We start from the raw sequence: 19,686 nt of genomic DNA, 5'->3' as shown, positions 1-19,686 counted from the left end.
CATCGCCTCAGTGCTCCCTGCCGTCCGCCCGTGGCTTGACGAGAATGGGAATGTAACGCCAGGCGAGGAGGGTGAAGCAGGTGAACCAGCAGGCGGCGGCGAGCTGGATCCAGAGGAGGTAGTGGCCGGGGTCGAACTGCGACAGGACTGTGCGGATGACGAAGCCGGCGATCATGATCCAGAGCACGCTGCGATCGAGACGGTCGAAGACCAGCGGCCGGCCGGTATGGCCCTTGCAGATGCGGATCAGCATCGCCGGGATGACCAGCCCCATGGCGCCGAAGGTGAACACGTGCGTGGCGAGCGAGCCGAGCCACGGCGGCGGCGCCAGCAGTTCGCTTCCCTGCAGCACGAGTTGCGCGACGATCGCCAGGTAGCCGAGGTACATGATGCCGATTTCCAGCCGGCGCAGCGCCCGCTGCGGCTGCCAGAAGGCGAAGCGGACGGCGAGCAGCAGCGCCAGCAGCAGCGACAGCGCCGCGCTGAAGGCCGGCGGCAGCAGGCTGCCGGCGACGAGCAGCAGGGCCAGCAGCTTGATCGACGAATCGAGCAGCGGGTTGCGCAGGATGTCGGCGCCGAGCGCGTTCTTCATGAACTGGGTGACGGTCCGCTCGAGCATGACGAGGAAGGCGACGCGGAACAGCGCCAGCGTCATCGCCGCGCCGGCCGCGAACGATTCGCTGCCGAGCAGCAGGGTCTTGGCGACCAGGAACAGTGGCAGGATGATGAGGAAGAAATGGTTGTCGCGGAACGAATCGGTGTCGCGGTGGCGGAGCAGCGTCCACGACAGCATGCCGACGATGCCGGCGAGGAAGAGGTTGCTCGCGAGGCGGAAGACGAGTGGCGGCAGCGCGCCCGCAAACCACATGCCGGCACGCTCGAGCAGCCAGGCGGCGACGAGGATGATCAGCGGCAGGCCGTGGTAGCCGCGGACCTTCACCCAGTTCTTGCTGGCGGTGAGCAGGAAGCCGCCGAGAACCGCCCAGCCGAAGCCGAAGAACATTTCGTGCGCGTGCCACTGGCTGGGCGAGAACGGCGCCGGCGGCGGCGCGATCGTGCCGGCGAGGATCAGCGTCCAGACGACCGGCAGGCTGAGGCCCGCGAGGCAGGCAAGGGCGAAGAACGGGCGGAAGCCGACCAGCCAGAGGGGATGGTTCACGAAGTTCATCGGGCAGGTGCAGGGTGTCGGCATGGGCGCGGGAGGGCGCAGTATAGCCGGGCGGCGGCGGCCTGTCGCGACGCGTCGGGAGCAGGGTGCTGGCGACGATCCGCCGCTTGCCGGCCGGTGGGTCCTGGAGGAGAATCCATGTCGCGCCAACGCTGGGGGATCGGCGGGGTCGCTGCCGCACGCCTGCCGACGGGCGCCGCTGTGCGGCCGGCTGTGGCGCTGCGACCGGCCGGGGCGGCAGCCGGCGGCTGGATGATTCGACAGGGGGAGGCATGCGACGATCCGGGCTGCTCCTAGCCGTGGCGATCCTTCTTTTCGCCAGCCAGGCGTTGGCGCAGAAGGTCTACCGGTGGGTGGACAGGCAGGGCCAGGTCCATTTTTCCGATGTTCCGGCGGACGACGCACCGGCTACCGAGGTTCCGTGTGCGCCAGCCCCGACCTCACGGCAGGTCGACGAAGCGCGGCAGCGGGCCGAACGCGAACGGCATGCGGTCGCGGCGGCGGCAGCGGCGCGCGCGCAGCGCGACGCGGCGCGGTGGCCGGGCAAGGCGAGCGGCGTCCCGCCCGAGCCGTTGCTCGAGAATGCGACCTCGCAATACATGCGGACGTTGGGTACCGGCGTCACCTGCGACGAGCGGCAATCGTCGCGCCTGCTGCACACGTTCGTCCTGCAGTTGTGGGTGCACCCGGATGTCCCGGTCGGTGCCTACCTTGAGGCAGAGTTCGAGAACCAGCTCGATGGACGCAAGCCGCTGCGAGCCGGCGCTGAACTGCGGGCGCCGGGCTTCCCGGAGGTCAAGGCGCAGGAGGTGTCGCTGGTCTCGCCGCCGTTCGACACCGTCCGCTGCCGCAATTACGAGGTGGTGGTGCGCCTGTACCGCGACAGGACAGCGCGCGAGTTGCTGGGAACGCACCGCCAGCAGATCCGCTCACGGGTGGATTCGGCGCTCTGGAAGGCCTATGGCGAGAACGCCATCGAGCGCATGCTGGAACAGGGACACCTCTGCCCGTGACGGTCGCTGCCGTGGCGCTCGCCGCGCCGGCCGTCAGAACGGCGCCGGCGAGTCGACGCAGAGCGGCCTGCCGCTGGCGGGATGGATGAAGCGCAACTGGTCGGCGTGCAGCAGGAGCCGGCCGGCATCGCCGGCGCCGCTGGCGTCGCCATAGAGCAGGTCGCCGACGATCGCATGGCCGAGAGCCTGCAGGTGGACGCGCAACTGGTGGGTGCGGCCGGTTTCGGGAAAGAGGGCCAGCCGCGAGCGGTTGCTCGCGGGGTCGTGGCCGAGCACCTGGTAACGGGTGAGCGACGGTTTGCCGGCCAGCCGGTCGACCCGCTGCCGTGGCCGTTGCGGCCAGTCGGCGGAGAGCGGCAGGTCGATCGCGCCGCCCGCCGCCGGCAGGCGCCCGCAGACCACCGCCAGGTAGCGCTTGTGCACCCGGCGTGCGGCGAAGTCACCGGCGAGCCGTCGCTGCATCTCGCGGCCGCGCGCCAGGAGCAGCAGGCCGGAGGTGTGCAGGTCGAGGCGATGGACGATCAGCGCGTCGGCGACGATCGCCTGCACGCGCCGCAGCAGGCAGTCGTCCTTGCCGTCGCCGCGGCCGGGTACGGCGAGCAGGCCAGCCGGCTTGTTGACCAGCAGCAGCGACGCGTCGCGGTACACGATGTCGACGCCATCGTCGGCTGGCGGCGCGTAGGGCAGGGCGGCGAGTGTCGACGGCAGGTGCTGCGGCATCGTGCGTCCGGGACGGCGGGAGTGGACGCGATTGTCGCGCATTTTCCGCGACTCGCGGCGGCGGCTGCCGCCGCTCGGGTGCGCCGATCGGGTACACTGCGTCGGCGTTGCCCGCCGTCCGGCGCCGGTGCGCGCAGCGCGCCTGCCAGCCACGCGCGTGATCTTCAGGAGAAGCGATGACTACGACCATGCCGCAACTGACGACGATTGCCGTCGAGTTGAACGAGGGACTTGCCGAGCTTCGTCTCAATCGACCGGAACGTTCGAACGCGATCAACGAGGCGATGTGGCAGGAACTGCGCATCGCCTGCAACTGGGCGGACGCGACGCCGGCGGTGCGCGTCGTCGTGCTCGCCGGCGCCGGCCGCAATTTCTGCGCCGGCATCGACCTGGCGATGCTGGCGAGCGTCGCTGCGGTGGTTGCCGACGCCGACCCGGCGCGCAGCCGCGAGGCGCTGCGGCGGCTGATCCTCGACCTGCAGGATTGCCTGACGAGCGTCGAGCGTTGCCGCAAGCCGGTGCTGGCGGCGATCCACGGTGCCTGCATCGGTGGCGCGATCGATCTCGTGACCTGCTGCGACATGCGGTACGCGGCCGCCGATGCGCAGTTCTCGGTGCGCGAGATCGATGTCGGGATGACCGCCGACGTCGGCACGCTGCAGCGGCTGCCGAAACTCATCGCCGACGGCGTCGCGCGCGAGCTCGCCTACACCGGTCGCAGCGTCGATGCCGTCGAGGCGGAGCGCATCGGTCTCGTCAATCGCGTCTTCGCCGGCCCCGACGAGTTGCTCGCCGGCGTGCGCGAGATCGCCCGCGGCATCGCCGGCAAGTCGCCGCTGGCGATTCGCGGCACCAAGGAGATGCTCAACTATGGCCGCGACCATTCGGTCGCCGACGGCCTGAACCATGTCGCGACCTGGAACGCGGCGATGCTGATGTCGGCCGACCTCGACGAGACGATGGCGGCGATGCGCGAACGGCGGCCGCCGCGCTTCCGCGACTGAGCGCCGCCGGCGCGACCGTCGCTTCTGGCTGCGGGCTTCGCGCCGCCGTAGCCGCCGGGGCCTTGCCGCGGCGCGGCCTTCAGTCGTGGCGGCGGCTGCCGGCGATGGCGCGCTGGAACTCGCTGCGCCACTGCGGCGAGCGTTCGAAGTCGCCGCAGAATGACTGCGTGATGACGCGCTCGTCACCGCGCCGGTCCTCGCCGAGCAGCAGGCACAACTGCTCGGCCTCGATGACGCAGGCCGCGCCGCGCGCCCTGCCGTGCCGCATCAGCGCCTCGGCGATGTCGCGCGTCATCCATTCCTGGTAGGTGAAGCGGTGGCCGATGGCGTCGACCATGCGCGCGATGCGGCCGAAGCCGTGCAGGCGTCCACCCGGCAGGTAGGCGACATGGGCGACGCCGCGAAACGGTACCAGGTGGTGCGGGCAGACGCCATGCACGGCGATGCCGCGGACGATGACGAGGTCGCTGCGCTGGTCGGCGAAGCCGTCGCCGAGGGCGGTCGCCGGATCGAGATCGTAGCCGCCGAGCAGGCGGCGCTGCCAGAGTTCGCGCACGCGCTGCGGCGTGCGTCCCATGTGTTCGGCATCGGCGGCGATGCCGCACGCGCGCAGCAGGTCGACGACCGCTCTTTCGAAGGCCGCTGCATCGAATGGCTGCTGGCGGGGAATGCCGATCGTGCCTGTGCTGGCGGCGGCGGGCTCGGGGTGGCTGCAGTCGGTCATCGTCGCCTTTCGTCCGGCATGGCTGAGGGCATCATCATACACGCCGCCGGCTGCCGCTCCGGATGGCGACGGCCAGGGCGTGGCGAATTCGCGACGGGCCGCCTGAAGACGGTGATTTCACGCGCCGCAGGGCGCCACGCGCGCGCGCGATGAGCGATAATTCGGGCCTTGAGCCATTTCGATGATCGCCTGCAGTCCGATCTGTGGGGGCGCAGACCCGGCTTGGGAAGGAAGTGGATGAAGCGCGTTGATGATTTTCGCTTGCGGTTCGGCACGAAGGAACTCGTGCCGATCGTGATCGGCGGCATGGGAGTGGACATCTCGACCGCCGAACTGGCGCTCGAGGCAGCCCGGCTTGGCGGCATCGGCCACATCTCCGACGCGATGGTCAACACCGTCGCCGATCGACGGTTCAACGCCAAGTTCGTCAAGGACAAGCTGCAGCAGTACAAATTCAACGTCGCCAACTCCGACAAGTCGGTGGTCCGCTTCGATCTCGGCCAGCTTGCCGAAGCGACGCACATGCACATCGGGCGAACGATGGAGGCGAAGCGCGGTGACGGCCTGATCTTCGTGAACTGCATGGAGAAGCTGACGATGAATTCGCCGCGCGAAACGCTGCGTGTGCGCATGGCGGCGGCGCTCGACGCCGGCATCGACGGCATCACGCTGGCCGCCGGCCTGCATCTCGGCTCGTTCGCGCTGATCGAGGACCATCCGCGTTTTCGTGATGCCAAGCTGGGGATCATCGTTTCCTCGCTGCGCGCGCTGCAGCTCTTCCTGCGCAAGACGGCGCGCAGCAACCGTCTGCCCGACTACGTCATCGTCGAGGGACCGCTGGCCGGTGGCCACCTCGGTTTCGGCATGGACTGGGCACAGTACGACCTGGCGACGATCTTCAAGGAGATTCATGGCTACCTGCAGGCGGAGCAACTCGACATTCCGTTGATCCCGGCGGGCGGCATCTTCACCGGCAGCGACGCCGTCTCGTTCCTCGACCAGGGTGCCGCCGCAGTGCAGGTGGCGACGCGCTTCACCGTCTCCCGCGAGTGCGGCCTGCCGGAAGATGTCAAGCAGCGCTATTTCGCCGCCAGCGAGGACCAGATCGAGGTCAACCAGATCTCGCCCACCGGCTACCCGATGCGCATGCTGAGCAACAGCCCGGCGATCGGTGACGGCATCCGGCCGAACTGTGAGGCCTACGGCTACCTGCTCGACAGTACCGGCAACTGCTCGTACATCAGCGCCTACAATCGCGAGGTGGCGGCCAACCCCGGCGTCAAGCGCATCTCGGTGAAGGACAAGACCTGCCTGTGCACACAGATGCGCAACTTCGACTGCTGGACCTGCGGTCACTATGCCTACCGGCTGAAGGATACGTCGCGCCGTCTGCCCGACGGCAGCTACCAGTTGCTCGACGCCGAACACATCTTTCGCGACTACCAGTTCAGTACCGACGGCCAGATCCAGGTTCCCGGCCAGTGAACTCGCTGCCGGTGCACGGCGCCGTCTTTCTCAGCGGAGCGGGGCGATAGGCGGTGCTGAGTTACCGCCATGCCTTTCACGCCGGCAACCACGCCGATGTCCTCAAGCACGTGGTGCTGGTGCAGATGGCCCGCCATCTGGCGCAGAAGGACAAGGCGTTCTGGTACATCGACACGCACGCCGGCGCCGGCAGCTACGCGCTCGATTCGCCCGCGGCAGAGAAGCTCGGCGAACATCGCGACGGCATCGGCCGCCTCTGGCAGCGCAAGGATCTGCCACCGGCGGTCGGCGACTACGTCGACCTCGTGCGGCGGGCGAACCCGGACGGCCGTCTGAAGATCTACCCCGGTTCGCCGACCCTCGCGCTGTGGACGATGCGTGCGCAGGACCGGCTGCGGCTGTGCGAGCTGCACAGCCGCGAGGTGCTGCGGCTGCGCGAGAACTTCGACGACTGCCGCCGGCAGGTGGTGGTCGATGCAGCGGATGGCTTCGCCGGCCTGAAGGCGCTGCTGCCGCCGCCGCCGCGGCGGGCGCTGGTGCTGATCGACCCACCGTACGAGGAACGGCGCGATTACGAGCGCGTCGTGCTGGCACTCAAGGACAGCCTGCAGCGTTTTCCCGGCGGCAGCTACCTGCTCTGGTACCCGCTGCTGAACAAGCTGGAAGCGCACGAACTGCCGCCACGGCTGAAGCGCCTGCCGGTCGCGAGGTGGCTGCATGTGAGCCTGCGCGTGCGGACGCCGGCTGCCGACGGCTTCGGCATGCACGGCAGCGGCCTCTTCGTGATCAATCCGCCGTGGACGCTGCAGGCGACGCTGCAGGAGTCGCTGCCGTGGCTGCGGCAGGTGCTGGCGGTGGACGCCGGCGCCGCGTTCACGCTCGAGGGCGAGGCTCGCTGAAGGCGGTCGTGGGCTGGTCGTTGCCGTCGTCGGACGGCAGCTGGCCGTGCTTGCGGCTGCTGCCATAGCTGGTCGCGACCGGGTAGCGCGCGGCGTTTTTCAGCAGCTTGGCGCGTGCCGCTTCCTCGAGGTCGATGCCGGCGCGCTCGGCGATCAGCAACAGGTAGATCAGCACGTCGGCGCATTCGTCGCGCAGCGCCCCGACGGTCGCGGCGCTCGCGGGCAGCGCGTCGACCTCGGCGTCGCTCTTCCATTGCGTCAGTTCGAGCAGTTCGGCTGCTTCGAGGTTGAGCGAGACGATGAGGTTGCGCAGGCTGTGGAACTGGGCCCAATTGCGCTGCTCGCGAAAGTCGATCACCTGCGCCGTCAGCGCCGCGAGGCTCATGGTGTCAGGCGAAGAAGCGCTGTCGGGCGGCTTCCGGCAACTGCATGCCGGTGGCGCGGGCGCGCGCCAGCAGTTCCCAGTAGTAGCGGTACGAGGCGCGGTCGTGCAAGCGGCCGTGGTGCTGGATCGGCCCCCAGTCGCAGTCCTGCGCGGCAGCGAGGATGGCGGCGGCTTCCTCGACCTCCGAGAAGTCGGGGCACATCGCCTCGAAGATCGGCACGATCTGGTTCGGGTGGATGCTCCACATCCGCAGGTAGCCGAACTCGGTGCGCGCCCGCAGCGCGTCCTGGTGGATGAGATCGAGGTCGCGCAGTTCGGTGGTGACGTTGTGCGAAGGGACGACGCCATTGGCCAGCGCCGCGGTGGCGATCTCGCACTTGGCGCGGGCGACCAATGGGTGGTCGAACTGGCCCGGGCTTTTCATCGCCGACCCGGGGATCGCGCCATGGTGCGCGCTGACGAAATCCATCAGGCCGAAATCGAGCGATTCGACCGCGGGCAGGGCGGCTATCTGCCATGCCTCACGCAGCGCCGCATGGGTCTCGATCAGGACATGCAGCGGGATCGTCCGTTCGAGGCCGGCGGCTGCGGTGACGCGTTGCACGACGCGCAACTGCTCGCGGACGTCTTCCACACCACCGACCTTGGGCAGCGTCAGGAAGGCCAGCCGCCGCCCGGCCGCACCGACGATGATCTCGATGTCCTGCTGCCAGGCGGGGTGACGGATGTCGTGGATGCGTGCACCGACGCGGCCGTGCCGGTTGTCCTCGCTCATGATGACGCGGGCCACCATCTCGGCGTGTTCGCCGTCGGCGCCGGCGACGGCACCATCCTCGCAGTCGCAGGTGAGGTCGAAGATCGGCCCGATCTCGCGCTGCAGCTGCAGCGCCTTGCCGATCAGCTTTTCGGAGCCCGCGTAGTGGTCGACGGCGGGCAGCATCGGGAAGGGCTTCTCGCCCGCGAAGAGAACCTGGCTCGGGTGACGCATCGATGGTCGGCAGGGAAGGGTTGGCGAGCGGGTATTCTAGCGCGCGCTGGCGGCGGTCAGGCGGCAAAAAAACCGCGGCCGGAGCCGCGGCTGACAGTCGGCCGGCTGTCGCTTACAGCATGTGCTGTACCGCGTCGCGCTCTTCGGTCAGTTCCTTGAGCGTCTTGTTCAGCTTCTCGCGCGAGTAATCGTCGATGGCGATTCCCTGGATGATCTTGAACGCGCCGCCCGTGCACTCGCACGGGAAGCCGAAGACGATGCCTGCCGGGATGTCGTAGGAACCGTCGGAGGGGACACCCATGGTCACCCATTCGTCGGAACCGAGAACCCAGTCACGCATGTGGTCGATCGCCGCGTTGGCGGCCGAAGCGGCGGACGAGAGGCCACGGGCGTCGATGATCGCCGCGCCACGCTTGCCCACCGTCGGCAGGAAGGTGTCGTTGTTCCACACCGGATCGTTGATCAGTTCCTTGACGTTGTCACCGTTCGAGGTGCAGTTGCGATAGTCGGCGTACATCGTCGGCGAGTGATTGCCCCAGACGACGAGCTGCTTGAAGCTCGCAACCGGGCGGCCGGTCTTGGCGGCGAGCTGCGACAGCGCGCGATTGTGGTCGAGCCGCAGCATGCCGTGGTAGTTCGCCGGGTTGGTGCGGCCGACCTTGCGCGCGGCGCTGCCGGCGATCAGTGCATTGGTGTTGCAGGGGTTGCCGACGACCAGAACACGTACGTCCTCGCTGGCGTTCTCGGCGATCGCCTTGCCCTGGACGGTGAAGATGGCACCGTTTGCGGTCAGCAGATCGGCGCGCTCCATTCCCGGGCCGCGTGGCCTTGCGCCGACCAGCAGGCAGACGTCGGCGTCCTTGAAGGCGACGTTCGGATCATCGGTGGCGAGCATGCCGGCGAGCAGAGGGAAGGCGCAGTCCTCGAGCTCCATCATCACGCCCTGGCAGGCCTTCTGGGCTTGCGGCAGGTCGAGCAGCTGGAGGATGACCGGTTGATCCTTGCCGAGCATTTCGCCGGAGGCGATCCGGAAAAGCAGGCTGTAACCAATCTGGCCGGCGGCGCCGGTGACCGCGACGCGCATGGGGGCTTTGGACATGATGCGGCTCCTGTCGTGAGAAATTTGCAGTGAGTGGACGAAAGGCGATCGGCCTGGCCCCGCGGGCGGCTCGTGGCCGGGGGCAGCAAATCGCGTGCATGATAAGATCCCCGGTTCTTCAGTGTCAAATATATCTTATGTCTTATATAAGATATGGGTGGGTTCGAACGGGATGGACGCGAGCGTCGATTTGTGCTGAAATGGCGAGCCATGAGCCGGTCTTCGTCACTGCATTCACCCACCTTCAGTCCGCTGTATCGGCAGATCAAGGAGCTGATCCTGCGCCAACTGGAGTCGGGCGAGTGGGGTCCGGGCAGTCCGATCCCGAGCGAGTCGGAACTCGCGGCGCGTTTCGGCGTCAGTCAGGGGACCGTGCGCAAGGCCATCGACGAAATGGCGGCCGAGCACCTGCTGGTTCGCCAGCAGGGCAAGGGCACCTTCGTGGCGACGCACCGCGACCCGGGGTCTTCCTTCCGCTTCCTGCGTCTCGTCCCCAATCAGGGCGAACTGCAGGTGTCGCAGAGCGTGCCGCTCGAGTGCTGGCGCGCCAAGGCTGGTCCCGATGTGGCACGCACGCTGGCGCTCGAGCCGGGTGCACCGATCACCATCGTTCGCCGCCTGTTGAAGCTCGGCGAGGAACCGGTGGTTTTCGACGAGATCTATCTGTCGAGCGAGCTCTTTCCCGACCTGTCGCTCGACGCCCTGCGCTCCGGCGAGTCACTGTACAGCCTGTTCGAGACGCGCTATGGCGTGCGCATGATCCGTGCCGACGAACGCCTGCGGGCGATAGCCGCCGACCGGGTCAGCGCCGAGCTGTTGCAGGTCAGTGAGGGCAGCCCGCTGCTGCTCGTCGAACGAGTGACCTTCACCTATGGTTCGCGGCCCGTCGAATGGCGGCGCGGTTTCTATTCGACACGCAATTATCATTATCACAACGAACTTGGCTGACGGCTTGCGGCCGGCATGCGGGGAGAGTCAGGCACGCGTCGATACTCTATAATCGCGCGTGGTATCGAGGGGGTCGGGTGCTGCATCCGGCCTCATTACACATGAGGGGTGACGTTCATGGCAGAGATGGCAGTCAAGAAAAGGCGTCCAAAGAACTTGGACCTGCCAACCATCAGGCTACCGCTTCCGGGTATCCTGTCTATCATTCACCGGATCAGCGGGGCAGCCCTGTTTCTCCTCTTGCCCTTCCTCCTATGGCTGCTGCAGAGCAGTCTCGCGTCACCGGAAAGCTATGCCGGTGCGCGCGCGGTGGTGGGCCATCCGCTGGCCAAGATCGTCCTCCTCGGTCTGATCTGGTTCTACATGCACCACTTCTGCGCCGGCATCCGCTATCTGTTGCTCGACCTGCACAAGGGGATTGAACTCGAGGCGGCACGCCTCTCGAGCAAGATCGTTTTCGCCGTCAGCATCGCCCTGACGCTGATCATCGGAGCAAAAGTGCTATGGTAAATCGCATTCTCGTCGGGGCACACTACGGCCTCAAGGACTGGATCATCCAGCGCGCGACCGCCATCGTCATGGCCGTTTACACGTTGATCTTCCTGGTCGTCGTCGGCGCCATCGGGCCGGATTCCTTCGAAGCGTGGCGCGCGGTCTTTGCCAACGGCTTCATGAGGTTTGCCACCTTCCTCTTCCTGGTCAGCGTCTTCTACCATGCCTGGATCGGTATCCGGGACATCTGGATGGACTACATCAAGCCGGACGGCTTGCGTCTGCTGCTGATGATCGCGACTGCGACGGTGCTCGTCGGCTATGCCGGCTGGGCGTTTCAGATTCTGTGGAGAATTTAAGTGAGCAAGCAATCCGTACCGGTACGCAAGTTCGATGCCGTGATCGTTGGTGCTGGGGGTTCGGGCCTGCGGGCGGCGATCCAGCTGTCTGAAGCCGGTCTCAAGACGGCGGTCCTGTCGAAGGTCTTTCCGACCCGTTCGCACACCGTCGCCGCTCAGGGTGGCGTCTCCGCCTCGCTCGGGAACTCCGAGGAGGACCACTGGCACTGGCACATGTATGACACCGTCAAAGGCTCCGACTGGCTCGGCGATCAGGACGCAATCGAGTACATGTGTCGCAAGGCGCCGGAAGTCGTCGTCGAGCTCGAGCATTTCGGCATGCCGTTCGACCGTACCGATGAAGGCAAGATCTATCAGCGTCCGTTCGGCGGCCACATGTCGAACTTCGGCGAGAAGCCGGTTCGCCGCGCCTGCGCCGCCGCCGACCGCACTGGCCACGCGATGCTGCACGCGCTCTACCAGCGCAACGTGCGTGCCAACACGCAGTTCTTCGTCGAGTGGATGGCGCTCGATCTGATCCGTGACCAGTCGGGGCAGGTGCTCGGAGTCATTGCGCTCGAGATGGAGACCGGCGAGGTCGTCGCCTTCCACAGCAAGGCGACTGTCTTTGCCACCGGCGGCGCCGGCAGGATCTACTACTCTTCCACCAACGCCTTCATCAACACCGGTGACGGCCTCGGGATGGCGGCGCGCGCGGGCATCGCGCTGGAAGACATGGAGTTCTGGCAGTTCCACCCGACCGGGGTTGCCGGCGCCGGGGTGCTGATCACCGAAGGGGTTCGCGGCGAAGGCGGTATCCTGCGCAATTCGACCAACGAACGCTTCATGGAGCGCTACGCACCCAACGCCAAGGATCTCGCGTCGCGTGACGTCGTCTCGCGGGCGATGGTCACCGAGATCAACGAGGGCCGCGGCTGCGGTCCGAACAAGGATTTCGTGCTGCTCGACATCACCCACCTCGACCCGGCAACGATCATGAAGCGGCTGCCGGGGATTCGCGAGATCTCGATCCAGTTCGCCGGCATCGACCCGATCAAGGCACCGATTCCGGTGGTGCCGACCTGCCACTATCAGATGGGCGGGGTGCCGACGAACTACAAGGGACAGGTCGTCGGCGACGACGGCGCGCCGGTGCGCGGCTTCTACGCTGCCGGCGAAGTTGCCTGCGCTTCGGTGCATGGCGCCAATCGCCTGGGGACGAATTCGCTGCTCGACCTGCTGGTGTTCGGCAAGGCGTCCGGCGATACGGTGATCGACGATCTGCGCTCGGGCGAGATTGGCCTGCGGGACTTGCCGGCCGATTTTGCCGATCGCACCCTGGCGCGGTTGAACCGCCTCAACACGCAGACTGGTGGCGCCAGTGTCAATGAATGCCGCCTCGAACTGCAGCGGACGATGCAGAAGCACTGCGGCGTCTTCCGCTTCAAGGACATGCTCGTCGAGGGCGTCGCGAAGATCGTCGAGGTCGAGAAGGCCGTGGCGCACACGGAAATCAAGGACAAGTCGCAGGTCTGGAATACCGCCCGCGTCGAGGCGCTCGAACTGGACAACCTGATCGAGGTGGCAAAGGCGACCATGGTGTCCGCCGAAGCGCGCAAGGAATCGCGGGGTGCCCATGTCCGCGATGATGCGCCGGACACACCGGCCAATCCGAACGGGCGCGACGACGTCAACTGGCACAAGCACACCCTCTGGCACCGCGAGGGCAATCGCCTGAGCTACAAGCCGGTGATCATGAAGCCGCTGTCCGTCGAAACCATCGCGCTGAAGACGCGTTCCTACTGATCGTGCGCCAAGGAGTGCAAGATAATGGCTACCAGTACCATGCAGTTCAAGATCTACCGCTACGATCCTGACAAGGACACCGCGCCGTACATGCAGGATGCGTCGGTCGAGGTCGATTTCTCGCTCGACCGCAAGTTGCTCGACGTCCTGACGCGGCTGAAGGCGAAGGATGACAGCCTGTCGTATCGCCGCTCGTGCCGCGAAGGCATCTGCGGTTCCGACGCCATGAACATCAACGGCAAGAATGGCCTCGCCTGCCTGACCGAGATCAAGGATCTCAAGCAGCCGGTCGTCCTGCGGCCACTGCCGGGTCTGCCGGTGATTCGCGACCTGATCGTCGACATGACGCAATTCTTCAAGCAGTACCACTCGATCAAGCCGTACCTGATCAACGAGGGACCACGTCCCGAGCGCGAGCGGCTGCAGTCGCCGGAGGAGCGCGAGGAACTCAACGGTCTCTACGAGTGCATTCTCTGCGCCTGCTGTTCCACCTCTTGCCCCTCGTTCTGGTGGAACCCCGACAAGTTCGTTGGCCCGGCCGGGCTGCTCAACGCTTACCGCTTCATCGCCGATACCCGCGATCAGGCGACCAACGAGCGCCTCGACGATCTCGAGGATCCCTATCGCCTGTTCCGCTGCCATACGATCATGAACTGTGTCGACGTCTGCCCGAAAGGGCTGAACCCGACGCGGGCGATCGGCAAGATCAAGGAAATGATGGTTCGTCGCGCCATCTGATGGACGATCGGGAGAAGCTCAACCGCCTGCGCTGGCGCTGCACCCGGCGCGCGATGCTGGAGATGGATCTGCTGCTCGGCGAGTTCCTCGAGCGGATCTACCCGACCCTGAGTCCAGCGCAGGCGGATGCCTTCGTCAGCATGGCGGACATGGAGGATCTGGAATTGTGGCCGCTGGTGAATGGCCAGCGCGAGCCCGACGATCCGGTGCAGGCCGACGTGCTCGCCTTGTTGCGCAGCGTAAGAGTTAAGTAAGGAAGCGATTCTAGTCTCAGAGCTTCCTGTTCGTAGCAGTGACTTCAACACCTGAACGGGGATTCAACCAATGACGACCGAGCGTAAAGCAACCCTGATCATCGACGGACGGCCGCCCGTCGAGTTTCCAATCATGACGCCGACACACGGCAATGATTGCATCGACATTCGCACCCTGGGTGCCAAGACCGGCCTGTTTACCTACGATTCCGGCTATCTGTCGACAGCGAGCTGCCGGTCGACGGTCACCTTCATCGACGGCGACAAGGGCGAGTTGCTGTACCGCGGCTATCCGATCGAGCAACTTGCCGAACAGTGCAACTTCCTTGAGGTCGCCTACCTGCTCTGGCACGGCGAACTGCCGGACGCCGCCCAGAAAGCGAAGTTCGAGCTGAACATCAAGGAACACACCATGGTGCACGAGCAACTGGTGAAGTTCTACCAGGGCTTTCGCCGTGATGCGCACCCGATGGCCGTGCTGGTCGGCGTCGTCGGGGCGTTGTCCGCGTTCTACCATGAAGCCGAGGATTTCTCGGACCTCGAGCATCAGAACATCAGTTTCAACCGCATCGTTGCCAAGCTGCCGACGATCGTCGCCATGGCTTACAAGTACCACCGCGGCGAGCCGTTCATGTATCCGCGCAACGATCTCGACTACACGGCGAACTTCATGCACATGATGTTTGCCACGCCGTGCGAGAAGTACGTTCCGAATCCGGTTCTCGTGCATGCGCTGGACACGATCTTCACGCTGCATGCCGACCACGAGCAGAATGCATCGACCTCGACGGTCCGCCTCTCCGGCTCTTCGGGCGCCAATCCCTATGCCTGCATCTCGGCGGGCATCGCCTGTCTCTGGGGGCCGGCGCACGGTGGGGCGAACGAAGCGTGCCTGCAGATGCTCGAGGAAATCCACGACGTTTCGCGCGTCGGCAAGTACATTGCGCGGGCGAAGGACAAGAGCGACGACTTCAAGCTAATGGGCTTCGGCCACCGCGTCTACAAGAACTTCGATCCGCGCGCCAAGCTGATGCGCAAGGTGTGCAGCGACGTCCTCAGCGAACTCGGTCTGCAGAACGACCGCCTGTTCAAGCTGGCGATGGAACTCGAAAAGATCGCTCTCGAAGACGAATACTTCATCGACAAGAAGCTCTACCCGAACGTCGACTTCTACTCGGGCATCGTCCAGAAGGCCCTGGGTATCCCGACCTCGATGTTCACCTGCATCTTCGCGCTGGCGCGCACCGTTGGCTGGATGACGCAGTGGGAGGAAATGATCAACGATCCGGAGTACAAGATTGGTCGCCCGCGTCAACTCTACATCGGCGCTGCCAGGCGCGACGTCGTACCCGTCACTCAGCGCTAGAGCGATTGGGTTGAAAGGGCGGCAGGCAGTAGCCGCCCTTTTTTCATGCTGTGGTCTTTCCGCCACAGGTCTTTTCAATCCGAACCAGAACGGTGAAGACAGGTAACTGCCATGATGAATCAGCTTTTTGGTAACTCCCTCCTCTTTGGCGGCAACGCACCCTTTGTCGAGGAGTTGTACGAGAACTACCTCGACAATCCGGGATCCGTTTCCGAGCAGTGGCGCGACTATTTCGACAGGCTGGCGCAACTGCCGGGCTACGTCGCGCGCGACGTCCCGCATCTGCCGGTCATCAATGCTTTTGCCGAGCAGGCGAGGAAGGGAGGCTACCGGGCGGCGGCGGCGGCACCAGTTGACGACAGGAAACAGGTCGGTGTGCTGCAGATGATCACCTCATACCGCTTCATCGGTGATCGCTGGGCGAACCTCGATCCGCTCAAGCGCATGGCGCGTCCGGAGGTGCCGCAACTCGACCCGGCCTATTACGGCTTCTCCGACGCCGATCTGCACACCGTCTTCAACGCCGGTTCCTTCAAGGGTACTCCCGACCACGCCACGTTCGGCCAGATCTACGATGCGCTGAAGGCCACCTATTGTGGCTCGATCGGTGTCGAGTACATGTACATCAGCACGGTGGCGGAAAAGCGCTGGATCCAGGATCGCCTCGAGCGCATCCACTCGAAGCCGAACTACACGGCCGACGAGCGCAAGCGCATGCTCGAGCGCCTGACGGCGGCCGAGACGCTCGAGCGCTACCTGCATACCCGCTACGTCGGCCAGAAGCGATTCTCGCTCGAGGGCGGCGAGTCGGCGATCGTGGCGATGGACGAACTGATCCGCGTTGCCGGTGCCGGCGGTGTCGATGAGATTGTCGTCGGCATGGCGCACCGCGGGCGGCTGAACGTCCTGGTAAACACCCTCGGCAAGGAGCCGGCGATGCTCTTCGAGGAGTTCGAGGGCAAGAAGGCGCAGGAACTGACCGCCGGGGACGTGAAGTACCACATGGGCTACTCGTCGGACGTGTCGACACCGGGTGGCCCCTGCCATCTGACGCTGGCCTTCAATCCGTCGCACCTCGAGATCGTCAACCCCGTGGTCGTCGGTTCGGTCTATTCGCGCCAGCGGCGGCGCGGCGCGGACGGCCAGGACAAGGTTCTGGCGGTGCTGCTGCACGGTGATGCGGCGGTTGCCGGGCAGGGTGTCAACCAGGAAATGCTCAACTTCGCGCAGACGCGTGGCTACGGGGTTGGCGGCACCATCCACATCGTCATCAACAACCAGATCGGCTTCACGACTTCCGATCCGCGCGACTATCGTTCGTCGCTCTACTGCACCGACATCTTCAAGATGGCCGAGGCGCCGATCTTCCACGTCAACGGTGACGACCCCGAGGCCGTGGCGCTGGTCACCGGCATCGCCGTGCAGTACCGCAAGACCTTCAAGAAGGACGTCGTGATCGACATCGTCTGCTATCGCAAGCTCGGGCACAACGAGCAGGACGAGCCGATGGTCACGCAGCCGCTGATGTACAAGAAGATCCAGCAACATCCCGGAACGCGCAAGCTCTACGCCGACAAGCTAGTCGCCGAGGGTGTTCTGTCCCCACAGGGGCCGGACGAGATGATCGCCGACTATCGTGCCCACCTCGACCGTGGCGAACTGCTCTACAACCCGGTGATAGCCGGCTACAAGCACCCGATGACCATCGACTGGACGCCTTTCCTTTCGCCGAGCTACATCGAGAACTGCGATACCAAGGTGCCGGTTGCCGAACTGCGCCGGCTGGCCGAGCGGCTGACGACGATTCCGGCCAACTTCACGCTGCACAGCCGGGTCCGCAAGATCATCGACGACCGGCGGCTGATGGGCGAGGGCAAACTCCCGGTCGACTGGGGGATGGCCGAGAACCTGGCCTACGCTTCGCTGCTCGTCTCGGGCTACGGCGTGCGGATTTCGGGTGAGGATGTCGGCCGCAGCACCTTCTTCCACCGCCACGCCGCCCTGCACGACCAGAATCGCGAACATTGGGACCGCGGCACCTATTATCCGCTGGCCAATCTGCAGGATCGGCAGGGTGGCTTCCAGTGTTTCGACTCGGTGCTTTCAGAGGAAGCCGTGCTCGCCTTCGAGTATGGCTACTCGACGGCCAATCCCTTCGAACTGGTCGTCTGGGAAGCGCAGTTCGGCGACTTCGCGAATGGCGCGCAGGTGGTCATCGACCAGTTCATCGCCTCCGGCGAAGCGAAGTGGGGGCGCGCAAGCGGTCTGGTGCTGCTGCTGCCGCACGGCTACGAGGGTCAGGGGCCGGAACACTCGTCGGCGCGCATCGAGCGCTACATGCAGCTCTGTGCGGAAATGAACATGGAGGTCTGCCAGCCGTCGACGCCGGCGCAGGTATTCCACATGCTGCGGCGCCAGGCGGTACGCAACCAGCGGAAGCCGCTGGTCGTCTTTTCGCCGAAGTCGCTGCTGCGCCACAAGGATGCGACATCCTCACTCGAGGATCTGAGCGAAGGCGAATTCCAGCCGGTGATCGGCGAGGTCGAGCCGATCAATGCGAAAAAGGTGACCCGCGTCGTCTTCTGCTCCGGCAAGGTGTACTATGAACTCGTGGCCGCGCGCCACGAGCGCAAGATCGCGCACATCGCGATTGCCCGCCTGGAGCAGTTCTACCCCTTCCCGCAGGAGGCATTCCAGGAAGAGCTGGCGAAGTACCCGAAGGCGACCGAGGTCGTCTGGTGCCAGGAAGAACCGCGCAACCAGGGCGCCTGGTACTGGATCGCCTCGCGCCAGCACCTGTCGCGCTCGCTGAGCGACAAGCAGCACCTGCTGCTCGTCTCGCGCCCGGCGTCGGCCTCGCCGGCGGTTGGCTACGCGAGCAAGCACAACGCCCAACAGAAGGCTCTGATCGACTCTGCCCTGGGTGAGATCGAGTATTACAAACTGCCCTAGAACGGAGAGAACATGATCATCGACGTCAAAGTTCCACAGCTTTCCGAATCGGTCGCCGAGGCGACGCTGGTTTCGTGGCACAAGAAGGCCGGCGAGGCGGTCGCCCGCGACGAGAACCTGATCGACATCGAGACCGACAAGGTCGTTCTCGAACTGCCCGCGCCGGACAGCGGGGTATTGGTCGAGATCGTCAAGGGTGACGGTGATACCGTCGTCGCCGGCGAAGTGATTGCGCGCATCGATACCGCTGCACAGGCCGGTACGGTGGCTGCCGCCGCGGCGCCACCGGCTGCAGCCGCGGCGGCGCCGGCGCGAGCAGAAGCGAGCCCTGCCCCCGTGGCGGGTGCCGCCGGGGTCGCGTTGCCGGCGGCGCGCAAGATCCTCGAAGAGAAGGGTGTCGCAGTCGGCGACGTGGCGGGCAGTGGTCGTGGTGGCCGCGTCACCAAGGCCGACGCGCTGGCGGCGCAGGCGCCTGCTGCGGCCGCTCCGGAGCCGGCAGCAAAGCCGCCGGCCGCCAAGCCGGCAAGTCCTTTCGTCACCGCAGCGCCGGCGTTGCCGCCGGCACCAAGCGTCACCGTGCCGCTCGGCGAACGGCCGGAGCAGAGGGTGCCGATGTCACGCCTGCGGGCCCGCGTCGCCGAGCGCCTGCTGCAGTCGCAGGCGAGCAACGCCATTCTGACCACCTTCAACGAGGTCAACATGGGGCCGATCATGGCGCTGCGCAAGCAGTACGGCGATCGCTTCGAGAAGACGCACGGGGTTCGCCTCGGTTTCATGGCTTTCTTCGTCAAGGCGGCGGTCGCTGCCCTGCAGCGATTCCCCGTGCTGAATGCTTCGGTCGATGGCAACGACATCGTCTACCATGGCTACATCGACATCGGCATCGCTGTCGGCAGTCCGCGCGGCTTGGTCGTGCCCATCCTGCGCGATGCCGACCAGATGTCCTTCGCCGACATCGAGAAGAAGATCGGCGAGTATGGCGTCAAGGCCAAGGATGGCAAGCTGTCGATGGAAGAACTCACCGGCGGCACCTTCTCGATCTCCAACGGCGGCGTCTTCGGTTCGATGCTGTCGACACCGATCATCAATCCGCCGCAATCGGCGATCCTCGGCATTCATGCCACCAAGGATCGGCCGGTGGTCGAGAATGGTCAGGTCGTCGTCCGGCCGATCAACTATCTGGCGATGTCCTACGATCACCGCATCATTGACGGCCGCGAGGCCGTACTCGGTCTGGTGACGATGAAGGAAGCGCTGGAAGATCCGGCTCGCCTGCTGCTCGGCGTCTAGGCGCTCATCACCCGGGC

19 protein-coding genes are annotated in these 19,686 nt (G+C 65.7%); 13 read left to right on the top strand and 6 right to left on the bottom strand.

The genetic code is table 11. From position 1 onward, the window contains the following. Window positions 1-7 precede the first annotated feature (7 nt). Window positions 8-1,168 (bottom strand): NnrS family protein, encoded by a 1,161-nt coding sequence (locus tag HT579_14850; protein ID QKS30091.1) that lies wholly within the window; start codon window positions 1,166-1,168, stop codon window positions 8-10. A gap of 272 nt (window positions 1,169-1,440) precedes the next feature. Here HT579_14850 and HT579_14845 point away from each other — a divergent pair, with 272 nt between their 5' ends. Further along, window positions 1,441-2,181, top strand: coding sequence for a DUF4124 domain-containing protein (locus HT579_14845; GenBank protein QKS30090.1), 741 nt, complete (start codon window positions 1,441-1,443; stop codon window positions 2,179-2,181). Window positions 2,182-2,214: 33 nt separating this feature from the next. Here HT579_14845 and HT579_14840 read toward each other — a convergent pair whose 3' ends face one another. Further along, window positions 2,215-2,901: an RluA family pseudouridine synthase gene (locus tag HT579_14840; GenBank protein ID QKS30089.1), complete on the bottom strand. Its 687-nt coding sequence runs from the start codon at window positions 2,899-2,901 to the stop codon at window positions 2,215-2,217. Between the two features lie 188 nt (window positions 2,902-3,089). Here HT579_14840 and HT579_14835 point away from each other — a divergent pair, with 188 nt between their 5' ends. Next, window positions 3,090-3,905: a crotonase/enoyl-CoA hydratase family protein gene (locus HT579_14835; protein ID QKS31653.1), complete on the top strand. Its 816-nt coding sequence runs from the start codon at window positions 3,090-3,092 to the stop codon at window positions 3,903-3,905. A 79-nt stretch (window positions 3,906-3,984) separates the two neighbouring features. Here the strand turns inward: HT579_14835 and folE are convergent, their stop codons facing one another. Beyond that, a complete protein-coding gene (gene folE / locus HT579_14830) occupies window positions 3,985-4,629 on the bottom strand; it encodes a GTP cyclohydrolase I FolE (GenBank protein ID QKS30088.1) in 645 nt (214 codons plus the stop codon). Between the two features lie 237 nt (window positions 4,630-4,866). Between folE and HT579_14825 the strand changes: the two genes are divergently transcribed. Both HT579_14825 and HT579_14820 read left to right on the top strand, forming a co-directional pair. Next, a complete protein-coding gene (locus HT579_14825) occupies window positions 4,867-6,114 on the top strand; it encodes a nitronate monooxygenase (GenBank protein QKS30087.1) in 1,248 nt (415 codons plus the stop codon). Window positions 6,115-6,167: 53 nt separating this feature from the next. After that, window positions 6,168-7,013, top strand: coding sequence for a 23S rRNA (adenine(2030)-N(6))-methyltransferase RlmJ (locus HT579_14820; protein QKS30086.1), 846 nt, complete (start codon window positions 6,168-6,170; stop codon window positions 7,011-7,013). Here HT579_14820 and HT579_14815 read toward each other — a convergent pair. From HT579_14815 to HT579_14805, 3 genes are all read right to left on the bottom strand, one after another. Next, window positions 6,988-7,398, bottom strand: a complete 411-nt coding sequence (locus HT579_14815) for a nucleotide pyrophosphohydrolase (protein QKS30085.1) — start codon at window positions 7,396-7,398, stop codon at window positions 6,988-6,990. The two genes, HT579_14820 and HT579_14815, sit on opposite strands and share 26 nt — an antisense overlap. 4 nt (window positions 7,399-7,402) lie before the next feature. Continuing rightward, complete coding sequence (locus HT579_14810) at window positions 7,403-8,386, bottom strand: CoA ester lyase (protein ID QKS30084.1); 984 nt, start codon at window positions 8,384-8,386, stop codon at window positions 7,403-7,405. Window positions 8,387-8,498: 112 nt separating this feature from the next. Continuing rightward, window positions 8,499-9,485, bottom strand: a complete 987-nt coding sequence (locus tag HT579_14805) for a malate dehydrogenase (GenBank protein ID QKS30083.1) — start codon at window positions 9,483-9,485, stop codon at window positions 8,499-8,501. A gap of 210 nt (window positions 9,486-9,695) precedes the next feature. On the opposite strand from HT579_14805, the gene HT579_14800 reads away from it, so the two are divergent. The 9 genes from HT579_14800 (at window position 9,696) to odhB (ending at window position 19,669) form a co-directional block, all read left to right on the top strand. Then, window positions 9,696-10,433 carry a GntR family transcriptional regulator gene (locus HT579_14800; protein QKS30082.1) on the top strand — a complete coding sequence of 246 codons (738 nt, stop codon included), beginning with the start codon at window positions 9,696-9,698 and terminating at the stop codon, window positions 10,431-10,433. Window positions 10,434-10,550: 117 nt separating this feature from the next. Next, complete coding sequence (gene sdhC / locus HT579_14795) at window positions 10,551-10,943, top strand: succinate dehydrogenase, cytochrome b556 subunit (protein QKS30081.1); 393 nt, start codon at window positions 10,551-10,553, stop codon at window positions 10,941-10,943. Beyond that, a complete protein-coding gene (sdhD, locus tag HT579_14790; GenBank protein QKS30080.1) occupies window positions 10,937-11,284 on the top strand; it encodes a succinate dehydrogenase, hydrophobic membrane anchor protein in 348 nt (115 codons plus the stop codon). The genes sdhC and sdhD overlap by 7 nt, the downstream gene beginning before the upstream one ends. Beyond that, on the top strand, window positions 11,285-13,069 hold the full coding sequence (gene sdhA / locus HT579_14785) for a succinate dehydrogenase flavoprotein subunit (GenBank protein QKS30079.1): 1,785 nt from the start codon (window positions 11,285-11,287) through the stop codon (window positions 13,067-13,069). It abuts the gene before it with no gap. Window positions 13,070-13,093: 24 nt separating this feature from the next. After that, the gene (locus HT579_14780) at window positions 13,094-13,807 is read left to right on the top strand and encodes a succinate dehydrogenase iron-sulfur subunit (protein ID QKS30078.1); all 714 of its coding nucleotides are present in this window, start codon (window positions 13,094-13,096) and stop codon (window positions 13,805-13,807) included. Next, window positions 13,807-14,061: a succinate dehydrogenase assembly factor 2 gene (locus HT579_14775; GenBank protein QKS30077.1), complete on the top strand. Its 255-nt coding sequence runs from the start codon at window positions 13,807-13,809 to the stop codon at window positions 14,059-14,061. The genes HT579_14780 and HT579_14775 overlap by 1 nt, the downstream gene beginning before the upstream one ends. 70 nt (window positions 14,062-14,131) lie before the next feature. Beyond that, on the top strand, window positions 14,132-15,427 hold the full coding sequence (gene gltA / locus HT579_14770) for a citrate (Si)-synthase (GenBank protein QKS30076.1): 1,296 nt from the start codon (window positions 14,132-14,134) through the stop codon (window positions 15,425-15,427). 111 nt (window positions 15,428-15,538) lie between these two features. Continuing rightward, a complete protein-coding gene (locus tag HT579_14765; protein QKS30075.1) occupies window positions 15,539-18,379 on the top strand; it encodes a 2-oxoglutarate dehydrogenase E1 component in 2,841 nt (946 codons plus the stop codon). Window positions 18,380-18,391: 12 nt separating this feature from the next. Then, on the top strand, window positions 18,392-19,669 hold the full coding sequence (gene odhB, locus HT579_14760) for a 2-oxoglutarate dehydrogenase complex dihydrolipoyllysine-residue succinyltransferase (GenBank protein ID QKS30074.1): 1,278 nt from the start codon (window positions 18,392-18,394) through the stop codon (window positions 19,667-19,669). The last annotated feature ends 17 nt before the right edge of the window (window positions 19,670-19,686 follow it).

It is taken from the genome of Candidatus Accumulibacter similis, from assembly GCA_013347225.1.
GTDB classification, from domain to species: domain Bacteria; phylum Pseudomonadota; class Gammaproteobacteria; order Burkholderiales; family Rhodocyclaceae; genus Accumulibacter; species Accumulibacter similis.
The sequence above is the reverse complement of the archived record's forward strand: the minus strand, read 5'-3'. Positions and strand labels throughout refer to the sequence as shown.